Annotated in this window: 10 protein-coding genes; 1 reads left to right on the top strand and 9 read right to left on the bottom strand. The window is 53.2% G+C overall.

Annotated elements, in window-relative coordinates:
* Positions 1 to 7: 7 nt before the first annotated feature.
* Genes secD through queA form a run of 4 tightly spaced genes read right to left on the bottom strand, consistent with a single transcriptional unit; the run spans position 8 to position 4,489 of the window.
* Positions 8 to 1,855, bottom strand: coding sequence for a protein translocase subunit SecD (secD, locus tag AC791_RS07190; RefSeq protein ID WP_072094307.1), 1,848 nt, complete (start codon positions 1,853 to 1,855; stop codon positions 8 to 10).
* 27 nt (positions 1,856 to 1,882) lie between these two features.
* Entirely contained in the window at positions 1,883 to 2,215 is a 333-nt protein-coding gene (gene yajC, locus AC791_RS07185) for a preprotein translocase subunit YajC (RefSeq protein ID WP_049839794.1), read from the bottom strand.
* A gap of 22 nt (positions 2,216 to 2,237) precedes the next feature.
* The gene (tgt, locus tag AC791_RS07180) at positions 2,238 to 3,365 is read right to left on the bottom strand and encodes a tRNA guanosine(34) transglycosylase Tgt (protein WP_049839793.1); all 1,128 of its coding nucleotides are present in this window, start codon (positions 3,363 to 3,365) and stop codon (positions 2,238 to 2,240) included.
* 41 nt (positions 3,366 to 3,406) lie between these two features.
* On the bottom strand, positions 3,407 to 4,489 hold the full coding sequence (gene queA / locus AC791_RS07175) for a tRNA preQ1(34) S-adenosylmethionine ribosyltransferase-isomerase QueA (protein ID WP_049839792.1): 1,083 nt from the start codon (positions 4,487 to 4,489) through the stop codon (positions 3,407 to 3,409).
* A 92-nt stretch (positions 4,490 to 4,581) separates the two neighbouring features.
* Between queA and acpH the strand changes: the two genes are divergently transcribed.
* The gene (gene acpH / locus AC791_RS07170; protein WP_049839791.1) at positions 4,582 to 5,163 is read left to right on the top strand and encodes an ACP phosphodiesterase; all 582 of its coding nucleotides are present in this window, start codon (positions 4,582 to 4,584) and stop codon (positions 5,161 to 5,163) included.
* Between the two features lie 58 nt (positions 5,164 to 5,221).
* On the opposite strand, the gene malZ is transcribed toward acpH, so the two are convergent.
* From malZ to phoB, 5 genes are all read right to left on the bottom strand, one after another.
* The gene (gene malZ / locus AC791_RS07165) at positions 5,222 to 7,042 is read right to left on the bottom strand and encodes a maltodextrin glucosidase (RefSeq protein WP_072094306.1); all 1,821 of its coding nucleotides are present in this window, start codon (positions 7,040 to 7,042) and stop codon (positions 5,222 to 5,224) included.
* 232 nt (positions 7,043 to 7,274) lie between these two features.
* Positions 7,275 to 8,630, bottom strand: coding sequence for a proline-specific permease ProY (proY, locus tag AC791_RS07160; RefSeq protein ID WP_049841561.1), 1,356 nt, complete (start codon positions 8,628 to 8,630; stop codon positions 7,275 to 7,277).
* Positions 8,631 to 8,711: 81 nt separating this feature from the next.
* Positions 8,712 to 10,031: a branched-chain amino acid transporter carrier protein BrnQ gene (gene brnQ / locus AC791_RS07155; protein ID WP_049839789.1), complete on the bottom strand. Its 1,320-nt coding sequence runs from the start codon at positions 10,029 to 10,031 to the stop codon at positions 8,712 to 8,714.
* Between the two features lie 410 nt (positions 10,032 to 10,441).
* Positions 10,442 to 11,731, bottom strand: coding sequence for a phosphate regulon sensor histidine kinase PhoR (phoR, locus tag AC791_RS07150; protein ID WP_049839788.1), 1,290 nt, complete (start codon positions 11,729 to 11,731; stop codon positions 10,442 to 10,444).
* A 21-nt stretch (positions 11,732 to 11,752) separates the two neighbouring features.
* On the bottom strand, positions 11,753 to 12,442 hold the full coding sequence (gene phoB / locus AC791_RS07145; RefSeq protein ID WP_049839787.1) for a phosphate response regulator transcription factor PhoB: 690 nt from the start codon (positions 12,440 to 12,442) through the stop codon (positions 11,753 to 11,755).
* Positions 12,443 to 12,613: the final 171 nt, after the last annotated feature.

Here is a 12,613-nt window from a genome sequence, read left to right as displayed (position 1 = left end):
GCACTCCTCAGATTGACAGCTTGTTGACGCGTTTGCCGCCATACAACAGGTTTACGATGGCACGCGTACCGACAATCGCGGTAAACATCGACGTCGCTACACCAATACCGGTAGTAATCGCGAACCCTTTAATTGCCCCGGTGCCCACGGCATACAGGATCAGGACTTTAATCAGCGTGGTGATGTTCGCATCGAAGATGGAGCTGAATGCGCCAGCATAGCCTTCATTGATGGCCTGCTGCACAGAGCGTCCGTTGCTTAGCTCTTCTTTGATACGCTCGTTGATCAGTACGTTAGCATCAACCGCCACCGCAAGTGTTAACACGATCCCAGCAATCCCGGGCATACTCAACGTCGCCCCCGGTAGCAATGACATGATACCGACGATCAGCACCAGGTTTGCCACCAGCGCACTGGTCGCAATCAGACCGAATTTCTTGTAGAAGACCAGCATGAACAGGATAGAGACCACCAGACCCGCCAGACACGCTTCAAGACCCTGCTTGATATTCTGCATACCCAGCGTTGGACCAATCGTACGTTCTTCAACAATCTGAATTGGCGCAATCAAGGCACCGGCACGCAGCAGCAGCGAAAGCTGGCGCGCTTCATTTGGATTGTTGATGCCGGTAATACGGAAGCTGTTACCCAGGCGAGACTGGATATTCGCCACGTTAATCACCTCTTCCTGTTTCACCAGGATAGCGCGACCGTTAGCATCTTTTTTACCGCTGTCTTTGTATTCCACAAACAGGGTCGCCATCGGCTTGCCGATATTGTCCTTGGTGAAGTTAGACATGATATTGCCACCTGCGCTGTCCAGCGAGATGTTAACCTGCGGCTGATTGTACTCATCCTGGTTGGACGTCGAATCGGTGATATGGTCGCCGGTCAGGATCACACGCTTGTACAGTACAACCGGCTGGCCTTCACGCATCGACTTCACTTCGGAGTCGCCAGGAATACGGCCAGAGGCGGCGGCAGCCTGATCGACGTTAGTGTTCACCAGACGGAATTCAAGCGTGGCTGTGGCACCCAAAATTTCTTTGGCCCGGGCAGTATCCTGAATACCTGGCAATTCAACCACGATGCGGTCAGCACCCTGACGTTGTACCACCGGCTCGGCGACACCCAGCTGGTTAACACGATTGCGCAGAATGTTGATATTCTGCTGCACAGCATATTCACGGGCTTCGCTCAGGCGGGCATCGGTCATTACGGCGCGCAGTGCATTACTGCCCTGGCTCGAAATGACTAAATCCTGGTGACGTTTACTCAGATAAGAAACGGCATCATCGCGCGCAGCGGCATCACGGAAAGTAATGCTCAGACCATAGTTATTTTCTTTGCGAACGGTCGTATACGGTATGCCTTTTTCACGCAGATCGCTGCGCAGGCCGTCGATATTCTGTTCCTGGAGTTTACCCAATGCCGTGTCCATATCCACTTCCATCAGGAAGTGAACGCCACCACGCAGGTCAAGACCAAGCTTCATCGGCTCAGCGTTAATAGCAGCCAGCCAGCGTGGCGTTGCCGGAGCAAGGTTAAGTGCCACGACGTATTTATCGCCCAGGACATCCACCAGCGCTTCACGGGCGCGCAGCTGCGTGTCCGTAGAGTCGAAGCGCACTAAAATCGCTCCCTCTTCCAGCGCCATAGACTTCGCGGCAATTTTTTCTTTTTGTAACGTATTCTGGACCTGGATCAGCGTTTGCTCACTGGCGGCGCTACCGCGCGCACCAGTGACCTGAACAGCCGGATCCTCACCATAGAGGTTGGGAAGCGCATAAAGCAGGCCGACGATAATCACGACGACCAGCATAACGTACTTCCACAAAGGATAACGGTTTAACACGGCAGTTCCCTTTGGGAAATCAATAAATTACAGCGCCTTCATCGTGCCTTTAGGCAGAACGGCAGCTACGAAATCACGTTTGATAACCACTTCCGTGGTGTCATTCAGCGCGATGGAGATATAGCCGGTTTCCGCCACTTTGGTGACGCGTCCAACCAGTCCACCGTTGGTCAACACTTCATCACCTTTGGCAATAGAGCTCATCAGGTTTTTGTGCTCTTTGGTACGCTTTTGCTGAGGACGTAAGATCATGAAATAGAAAATCAGACCGAACACAACCAGCATTAAAATTAAAGACATTGGGCTGCTTTGACCCGCGCCGCCCGGTGCTGCTATCGCATCAGAAATAAAAAAGCTCATTCAAATTCCCTCATTATTAAAATTAATCAACGTTTACAGGAGGCACATCTCGCCCCTGACGCTGGTAAAAATCGGTGACGAAGCTCTCTAATTTACCCTCTTCAATAGCCTTGCGTAAACCAGCCATTAAACGCTGGTAGTATCGCAGGTTATGAATAGTATTGAGACGCGCGCCCAATATTTCGTTACAACGGTCAAGATGATGCAAGTAGGCGCGTGAGTAATTGCGACAGGTGTAGCAATCACACTCAGCATCGAGCGGACTGGTGTCACTTTTATACTTCGCGTTACGGATTTTCACTATGCCGTCGGTTACGAACAGATGGCCATTACGGGCGTTACGCGTTGGCATTACGCAGTCAAACATATCAATGCCGCGACGTACGCCTTCAACCAGATCCTCTGGTTTGCCGACGCCCATCAGATAACGCGGTTTATCAGCCGGGATCTGCGGGCAAACGTGCTCCAGAATCCGGTGCATGTCTGCTTTTGGTTCGCCAACGGCCAGCCCGCCGACAGCGTATCCATCAAAACCAATGTCCACCAGACCTTTAACCGAGATATCACGTAAATCTTCGTAAACGCTGCCCTGAATAATACCAAACAGGGCATTTTTGTTGCCGAGTCCGTCAAAGCGGTCGCGGCTACGTTGCGCCCAGCGCAGCGACATCTCCATTGAACGTTTAGCGTAATCCCAGTCCGCCGGATATGGCGTACATTCGTCAAAGATCATCACGATGTCAGAGCCCAGATCGAACTGAATTTCCATCGACTTTTCCGGATCGAGGAAGATCGGATCGCCGTTGATCGGGTTGCGGAAATGTACGCCCTGTTCAGTGATCTTACGAATATCACCGAGGCTGAATACCTGGAAACCACCGGAATCGGTGAGAATAGGTCCTTTCCACTGCATAAAATCATGTAAGTCGCCATGCAGCTTCATGATTTCCTGGCCCGGACGCAGCCACAAATGGAAGGTATTACCCAGAATAATTTGTGCGCCAGTGGCTTCCACTTCTTCCGGCGTCATTCCTTTTACAGTGCCGTAAGTGCCCACGGGCATAAACGCCGGCGTTTCGACAACGCCGCGTTCAAACACCAGGCGGCCACGGCGTGCGCGTCCGTCGGTGGTATCCAGTTCGAATTTCATTTTTTCTCCAGTACGCCGGAAAAACAGTCCGACGGTAAAGCTTATATCGCGGAGTTATCCCCGACACGTTCATTAATCGCGGACGGATTGTACGTGATATACATCGCATCACCATAACTAAAAAAGCGATATTGCGCGCTAACTGCCTGCTCATACGCCGTCATGGTGTGTTTATAGCCTGCAAAAGCCGACACCAGCATGATCAGCGTGGATTCCGGCAGATGGAAATTGGTCACCAGCGCATCAATGACTTTGTATTGATACCCCGGATAAATAAAGATTTGGGTATCGCCAAAGAACGGCTCAATAAGACTGTTTTTGGCCGCCTGCGCTGCGCTTTCCAGCGAACGTACGGAGGTGGTTCCTACGGCAATCACGCGGTTACCGCGAGCTTTGGCAGCCAGCACGGCATCGACCACATCCTGCGGAACTTCCGCATATTCGGAGTGCATGATGTGGTCTTCAATGCTTTCAACGCGCACCGGCTGGAAGGTCCCCGCACCCACATGCAGCGTAACAAACGCCATTTCAACGCCTTTATTGCGCAGACGTTCAAGCAGCGGCTCATCAAAATGAAGACCGGCCGTCGGCGCGGCAACGGCGCCCGGCTTCTGGCTGTAAACGGTCTGATAAAGCTCGCGATCGGCGTCTTCATCCGGGCGGTCGATATAAGGCGGCAATGGCATATGGCCGATAGCGTTGAGAATATCCAGCACCGGGCGTTGGTCGTGAAACTCGACTTCGAAAAGCGCATCATGGCGCGCCGTCATGGTGGCATGAATACTTTCATCATCGCCCAGCAGCAGTTCCGCACCCGGTTTGGGCGCTTTAGAGGCGCGAATATGTGCAAGAATACGTTTATCGTCCAGCATACGCTCTACCAGCACTTCAATCTTGCCGCCGCTGGCCTTGCGACCAAACAGGCGCGCCGGGATCACCCGGGTATTATTAAAGACCAGAAGATCGCCGGGGTTGAGCTTATCGAGCAGATCGGTGAAAGTACCATGCGTCAGCGCCCCTGTTGGCCCGTCCAGAGACAGTAAGCGGCAGGCGCTTCTTTCCGGCTGCGGGTAATGAGCAATCAGGGATTCAGGTAGTTCAAAGGAAAAATCGGCAAGACGCATGACAGTGACTCAGGACGTAGTAAATAGTCGGGTAGTCTAGTGCCGGGAGGTCTTCCCTGCAACCGTAACCCTCTTATGGAGATTAACAAACTGTGAATTTTCTCGCTCATCTGCACCTCGCCCACCTTGCTGACAGTTCGCTTGCGGGTAATTTACTGGCAGATTTCGTGCGGGGTAATCCGCAATCCCTCTATCCACAATCGGTGGTAGAGGGCATTTTTATGCATCGGCGCATTGATGTTATGACCGATAATTTGCCGGAGGTTAAAACGGCAAAGGAGTGGTTTCGACCACAAACACGTCGCGTCTCGCCGATTACGCTTGACGTGATGTGGGACCATTTTCTCTCATTACACTGGGAAAAAGTGTCGCCCACCCTGCCGTTGAGCGAATTTGTCGACTATGCCCAGATGCAAATCGGCGAGATCCTGCCCGACTCGCCGCCACGCTTTATTAATCTTAATCAATACCTGTGGTCTGAACGCTGGCTGGAACGTTATCGCGATATGGCCTTTATTCAGAATGTCCTCAACGGCATGGCAAGTCGCCGCCCGCGTCTTGATGCATTGCGTGACTCCTGGCACGATCTCGACGCCAGTTATCCTCAGTTTGAAGCACTGTTCTGGCAGTTTTATCCGCGCATGATGTTACAAGCACAGCAGGGCGCGCTGTAAACGCCGCACCCACCGCCTGAAGCCGGCTGATCCTGCTTAGCCGGCGCGTTCTACCCGCCTAATTCCCCACCCACACCGATGCCGAAATCGCAGGTAAGGTGAGTCGTTCATCGGCAAACGTGCCTTTGCCCTCTTTGAGATGCCAGGTTTTAACATTAAGCAGCGGTGTATTGCCGACCGACACCTCACAGGCTGTCCCACGGTTAATCGCTACCAGCACGCGCTGCTGCTTTAACACGCGAACAAACACCACCACATTCCCTTCGGCATAAATCACCTGACAGCCACCGCGGCGCAGCGCCTGACTGCGGTGACGCAGGGCAGCCATCCGCTGATAAAGCGCCAGTAACTCACCATCCTGCTGACGTTTATCCCACGGGAAAGGCTTACGGCAAAACGGATCGTTGCCGCCGTCAAGACCAATCTCATCACCATAGTAAATACACGGCACGCCGGGCCAGGTAAATAACCAGACAACCGCCAGCGGGAGACGCGCAACATCGTTACCCAGCAGCGTTTTAAAACGGGAGGTATCATGGCTGTCGAGCTGGTTAAACATACGCAGTTGCTGCTGATGGGACAGCGACGCGCGGTAATTGTCCATCCATGCCATGCAGGTGTGAGCATCAATATCCTGCGGATCGTATGAGAGATCGGTATTCGCCAGAAATGCCCACAGCGGTTTGGTAAAGCCCATATAATTCATCGACGCATCTTCGGCATCCATTTGCAGCCACTGGCGGGCATCAGCAAAGTGCTCGCCAAAAACAAACGCGTCCGGGCGTGTTTCTTTCGCCGCCCGCGTGATGCCGGAGACATGTTGCAGATTATTGTACGCGCCGCCGTTCTCACCGAGCATATGCACGACATCAAGCCGCCAGCCGTCCATATTCCACGGCGCTTTCAGCCAGTGACGCACAATGCTGTCGTCGCCACGATAAATCTCATCGACCAGCGTTTGCGACTGAAAATCGAGCTTCGGCAGGCTGGAATACCCCAGCCAGTCCAGCGCCCGCCCCTCCTGCGAAAAACTGTACCATTCGCGCCAGGGAGAATCGGGATTATGACAGGCACCGCCGGTGCCGCGATTATGCCGATCAAACCAGGCGTGTGAATCGCCACTGTGATTAAACACCCCATCAAGAATCAGCCGCATTCCCAGCGCCAGCGTCTTCTGCCGCAGACGCAGTAGCGCCACGTTACCGCCGAACTGCGGGTCCACCTGGCGATAATCTTCGGTATCATACTTATGCACGCTGGGCGCTGAAAAAATCGGGTTTAAATAGAGCGCCGTTACGCCCAGCTTTTTTAACCACGGCAGCTTTTCACTGATACCGTCGAGATCGCCGCCGTAGAACGTAGAGCCGCCCGCGTCGGCGGTGACCGGTTCGTCCCATTCGCGCAGGATAATGTCCTGTTGTGCCGCGTGATGATAATAAACATTGTCCTGATGAACAGGCTGACGTTTACCGCGGGCAAAACGGTCGGGAAATATCTGGTAAAAGACCTGATCGGCAACCCAGTCGGGGCCATTGTCCGGCAGATCCAGCGCGAAACGCTCAAGTTTGGCCGGTGGAAAACGGCTAAAGCCCTGCGGCGTGAACCACAGCTGCCGATCCGCCCACAGTAATTTGAAGCTATAGCGGCGGCGAGGTTGTCCTTCGCCCAAATTGATGTCTACTCGCCACGCTACTATCTCCGGCTGGGGTGCGCGACCTGAGCGGCGCATGGGCAGGGAAATTTCTTCGTTATCCCGTTCGCAACGCAGCACTACGCGGGTCGGTAAGTCATCGCCGCGCAGCCACAGCGTAATGATAAGTCGCTCTTGTCGCCGCGCGATAAAGGGCGCAACGGGAAGATGCCAGGCAGTTAACATCATCAGTCCTCTTCGCAATACATCACGTCACCATGACACAGGCGGCAAAGGTCCTGCTCATCTTTTCTCTTTTTTTCGGGGGAGGACGACAGGGGCGCAGAATTTCACCCGCTATCACGAGGTATATAAGCACAGAGGCGAGGGATAATTAGCCTGCGCAGAAGGCGAAGGTGGTATGAGGAGGCGACGCAGTAGCGGACAGGTAAAGCGCCGTTCGGCGCTTTACCTCGTATTATCAGGCTTTGGCGCGGCGTTTAAACATCCAGCCAATCAGCAGCAGAATAATCCAGCCGAAACCAACGTATAGCGAAATACGCGTATCCGGATGATAGCCAATAAGCGCGATGATAAAGACCAGAAAAACCAGCCCGATGATAGTCGTGGTGACGCCGCCGGGCACTTTAAACTTCAGCGCCCGCGTCTCTTCCGGTGACAGACGGCGTCGGAAGGCGATTTGCGACAGCAGGATCATAATCCATACCCATACCGTGGCAAAGGTCGCCAGGGAGGCAATCACCAGGAAGACGTTTTCCGGAATGATATAGTTCAGATAAACCGCCAGCAGCAGCGCCACCGTCATCACCATAACCGTCACCCATGGAATACCGCGACGCGTGGTTTTGGCGAAAAATTTCGGTGCGCTTCCCTGCTCTGCCATACCGTGAAGCATGCGTCCCACACCGAAGACATCGCTGTTAATGGCGGAGAGTGAGGCGGTAAGCACGACAAAGTTCAGGATGCTGGCCGCAAACGTAATGCCGAGATGCTGGAAAGTGAGAACAAACGGACTACCGTCGGTGCCAACCTGATTCCACGGATAGATAGACATAATAACGAACAGCGTACCGACGTAGAACACCAGAATACGCATTGGCACGGAGTTGATGGCCCGCGGAATCGAGGTCTGCGGATCTTTCGCTTCTCCGGCAGTAATACCGATAATTTCGATACCGCCGTAGGCAAACATCACCATCTGCAGCGACATGACCGTGCCCAGCCAGCCATTACTGAAGAACCCACCGTTACTCCACAAATTGTGGATCCCGGTCGGCTGTCCGCCGTTGCCAATTCCCCAGACAATAATGCCAACGCCCGCCAGGATCATGATGATAATGGTGGCAACTTTAAAGAAAGAGAACCAGAACTCCAGTTCACCGAACACCTTCACGCTCATCAGGTTGACCGCGCAGATGATCATCACCACGCTCAGCACCCAGATCCAGTGCGGAACGTGCGGGAACCAGACGCCCATATAGATGCCGAATGCCGTGACGTCCGCAATCGCGACGATCAGGATTTCGAAGCAGTACGTCCAGCCGGTAATATAGCCGGCAAGCGGGCCAAGATTATCCTGCGCATAACGCGAAAAAGAGCTGGCGGACGGATTATGAACCGACATCTCTCCTAATGCACGCATGATAATATACGCCGCGACGCCGCCAATGATATAGGCCAGCAGGACGCTGGGACCTGCCATTTTTATAGCATCTGCGGAGCCATAAAAAAGGCCGGTGCCAATTGCCGACCCGAGTGCCATAAAGCGGATGTGACGGGTGCTCAGTCCCCGCTTCAGCTTGTTAGTACTTTCCATCGTTTCAAATGCCATTCAACACAAAAAATAAAAAACCACGGAATGCTAAATTCCGTGGTTAAACGAACCGCCGTGCAATGATTAATGTGCGTTTGACGTTACCTGACGTCCTGCAATACGGTCGTAGATAACGGCTAGTACAATCATTACCACCGTTGGCATCAGCCAGGCCAGCCCCTGCTCAGACAGCGGTAAACGCTCGGTCCACGCAGGCAGAACATCCTTCAATGCCGAGGCTTTAATACCGTCAAGGATACCAAAAATCAGGCTGATAAACATGGCGGGCGCAATCACGCGCGATGAATTATGCCACCATGAGCGCGTAAAGCTTAACACAACGAGTGCGATACACGGCGGATAGATAGCGGTTAACACCGGAACCGAGATTTGAATCAGGTGGCTCAGCCCCAGATTCGACACCGCCATTGAGAATCCGCCGAGGATAAAGACCAGCGTACGATAAGAGAGCGGCAGATACTGGGCAAAGAACTCGGCGCACGCGCAGGTCAGGCCTACCGCCGTCACCAGACAGGCGAGGAAAATCAGCGCCGCCAGCATCAAGCTGCCTGCACCGCCAAAGGTATGCTGTACATAAGCGTGCAGAATAGCCGCCCCGTTTGCAGACTGGTCGACCAGCGTCGCGCTGTCAGAACCCAGACGGAACAGCGCGAGATACAGCAGCGTCAGGCCGATACCGGCCATTAAACCCGCCCAGACGGTATAGCGGGTCAGCAGGCGCGCCTCGGTGACACCGCGTGAACGTGCAGCATTCACGATGACGATGCCAAAGACCATGGCGCCCAGGGTATCCATTGTCAGATAGCCATTCACGAAGCCATTAGAGAACGGGGCAGTTTGGTAGGCGTCAATCGCGTGACTGATTGGCCCGGCCGGCCACACCAGCGCCGCCACGGAAAGCACCGTCAACGCAACAATTTTCATCGGTGCCAGGAAATTGCCCACCGTATCAAGCAACTTACCCGGATAAAGAGACACGACGATCACGATGGCAAAATACACGATGCTGTAGATGAACAGCGGCATCGCGCCGTCACCTGCCAGCGGTGCAATGCCGACTTCAAAAGAGACGGTTGCAGTACGCGGCGTCGCAAACAGCGGCCCGACAGCCAGATAACAAATCGTTGCCAGCAAAACGCCCGCCACTTTGCCAATCGGCGTGCTAAGGCTGTCAATCCCGCCGCCCACTTTCGCCAGGGCAACCACGGTAAGGACCGGCAGGCCAACCGCGGTAATCAGAAAGCCAAGTGCTGCCGTCCAGACGTGCTCACCGGCCTGTACGCCAACCATCGGCGGGAAAATGATATTGCCTGCGCCGACAAACAGCGCAAAGGTCATAAAACCCAGGGCCATGATGTCGCGAGATTTTAACTGATGGGTCATAAATATTTACTGCCTGTGGATGTGGTGTTGTAAATGAATTGTTGCTTTCCATACGGGACGATAACGCAGCAATTACAGATATTTCCAGCGGGATATGCTCCCTGACTGACGTGACGAAGTATAGTTTTTCGATTTATCACGCTAAGGCAGTGAGTATGACAGCCTCTGGGGCGCAATTTAAACGCTTATAACGTTTTAAAGCAAGGTGGGATCGTAAAACCAGATGATTATGCTAATTCAAAAATTAGAGTCAGCATAATGAACCAGATATCAGAAAAACTGATGGCTGATCATTCGAACAAAAAAGCAGCAGACATCAGGATATGGTGTCCGCTTCGCTAACCTGCAAAGTAAGCAAACCAGCGAAGGCGGATCTGCGGAAAGATTTTCTTACGTACGTCCCCGATATGCTAATTTTTGGCAATGAAACGTTGCGGTAGTAAGAAACTAAAACGCGTTCCCTCGCCCGGCTGACTCTCAATTTTTAGCTGACTATCATGATGATTCAACGCATGCTTTACAATCGCCAGACCTAAACCACTGCCGCCAGTTTGCCGGGATCGCGCTTTATCCACCCGGTAAAAACGCTCTGTCAAACGCGGGATATGCTCTGGCGCAATGCCCGGTCCGTTATCTTCAAGGGTGAATAGTGCCCCGCTCTCGGTCCGCTGCCACTGTAGAGTTATTGTCGTACCAGCAGGCGTATGATTAACGGCGTTGTAGACCAGATTAGAGATCGCGCTACGTAGCTGTTCCTCATTACCCAACACGCTGAGTGTGTTATCCACGGTAAAATGCAGCGTATGCTGGTCATGACTCAGGGTCTGTGCTTCCCGCTCGATAACGCGCAGCATCATCGGAACATCAATTTTTTCATTCAGCACCAGCGCAGGCGCAGCTTCAATTTTAGACAGGGTCAACAACTGCTTCACCAGTGACTCCATACGCTGCGTCTGCTCACGCATGGTATGCAGCGCTTTCTCTCTTGGCGCGCCTTCCAGCGTTTGCTCCTGCATCATTTCCAGATAGCCCTGTAACACGGTCAGCGGTGTACGCAATTCATGACTGACGTTGGCAAAAAAGTTGCGTCTTGCCCCTTCAAGCTGGTGCATTTGAGTGGTATCTCGCGCCACCATCAGACGTTGATTTTCACTGTAAGGCATCACGCGAAATTCAAGATGACGGCCATTACTCAGGATCAAATTGAGCGGCTTGCTGAAATCACGTTGCTTAAGATAAAGCGTAAATTCGGGGTAACGCAGCAGGTTGAGAATATTTTGCCCATTATCGTCCGGCCAGCGCAGCCCGAGAACCTGCTGTGCAAGGCCGTTACACCAGAAGATAGTGCCCTCTTCGGTGGTCAGAACCACGGCGTCCGGCAGCGATTCGGCTCCGCTGCGAAAGCGTTTAATCAGATTACCCAACTCGCGGCGGCGCTTTTTATTACGCATCTGCATTAGATGCAGCCCGTAAAGCAGCGGCTCCCAGCTTCCGCGCCCCGGCGGCGGCGTCATACTGCGATCAACCCATAGCCACCACGACAGTCGCAGTAAATTGAGAAAGTGCCACACCAGCAGCCCCGTGACGGATGCCAGCAAAAACCACGGCAGATAGCCAAAAAAGGCGCCGAGCACCAGCGCGGGCAGGCAGCAGACGATGAGTTCAAAAACCAGCCTTTTCCATGACAGACGTTCCAGCACGCGTCACACTCCTGTCAGGTATCAAAAACGGGTGGAAAAACGATAACCCGTGCCGCGAACGGTTTGAACCATGCGATCGTGTCCGCCCTGCTCCAGCGCTTTACGCAGGCGGCGAATATGCACATCTACCGTGCGATCTTCGACGTAGACGTTGGTTCCCCAGACGTGGTTCAGCAACTGCTCGCGGCTGTAAACGCGCTCAGGATGGGTCATGAAAAAGTGCAGGAGTTTAAATTCAGTCGGCCCCATATCAAGCGGGCTTTCACCAGCCATTACCCGGTGCGAGGAGGGATCGAGACTTAATCCCTGCATCTCAATCACTTCATCAACCGCCATCGGGGAGATGCGGCGCATAACCGCCTTGATCCGCGCCACTAACTCTTTAGGTGAAAACGGTTTGGTGACGTAGTCATCAGCGCCGGTTTCCAGTCCGCGGACGCGATCTTCTTCTTCACCGCGTGCCGTCAGCATCACAACCGGGATTTCACGCGTGAGCGCTTCACGCTTGATATGTTTAATAAACTGGATGCCGGAACCGCCGGGGAGCATCCAGTCCAGCAGGATCAAATCGGGCCAGGGTTCATTGAGCTGGTTCACCGCACTGTCATAATCTTCTGCTTCGACGGGCTGAAAACCATTTTGCTCGAGGACAAAGCAAACCATTTCACGAATTGGAGCTTCATCTTCTACGACCAGAATACGTCTCGCCATTTTTTACCCTGTTTATCATTATGGATAGCGATATCATTATGCGTCAGATTTGTGACAGATTTATGAAAAAGATCCCCTGATGACGTTAGCATAACGGAGATATGACAGAGCGGCTTCGCCCTGCCCGCATGAAACGTTATAATCGGCGCTACGCTTTTTTGCCACGGAATC

The organism is Klebsiella sp. RIT-PI-d (assembly GCF_001187865.1).
In the GTDB taxonomy this organism is placed as follows: Bacteria; Pseudomonadota; Gammaproteobacteria; order Enterobacterales; family Enterobacteriaceae; genus Superficieibacter.
This window is presented reverse-complemented; position numbering and strand designations above follow the sequence as displayed.

Coding starts and splice junctions, on each gene's coding strand:
- tgt (WP_049839793.1), bottom strand. CDS start 3,365: ATGAAATTCGAACTGGATACCACCGACGGACGCGCACGCCGTGGCCGC.
- phoB (WP_049839787.1), bottom strand. CDS start 12,442: ATGGCGAGACGTATTCTGGTCGTAGAAGATGAAGCTCCAATTCGTGAA.
- malZ (WP_072094306.1), bottom strand. CDS start 7,042: ATGATGTTAACTGCCTGGCATCTTCCCGTTGCGCCCTTTATCGCGCGG.
- queA (WP_049839792.1), bottom strand. CDS start 4,489: ATGCGTCTTGCCGATTTTTCCTTTGAACTACCTGAATCCCTGATTGCT.
- proY (WP_049841561.1), bottom strand. CDS start 8,630: ATGGAAAGTACTAACAAGCTGAAGCGGGGACTGAGCACCCGTCACATC.
- yajC (WP_049839794.1), bottom strand. CDS start 2,215: ATGAGCTTTTTTATTTCTGATGCGATAGCAGCACCGGGCGGCGCGGGT.
- brnQ (WP_049839789.1), bottom strand. CDS start 10,031: ATGACCCATCAGTTAAAATCTCGCGACATCATGGCCCTGGGTTTTATG.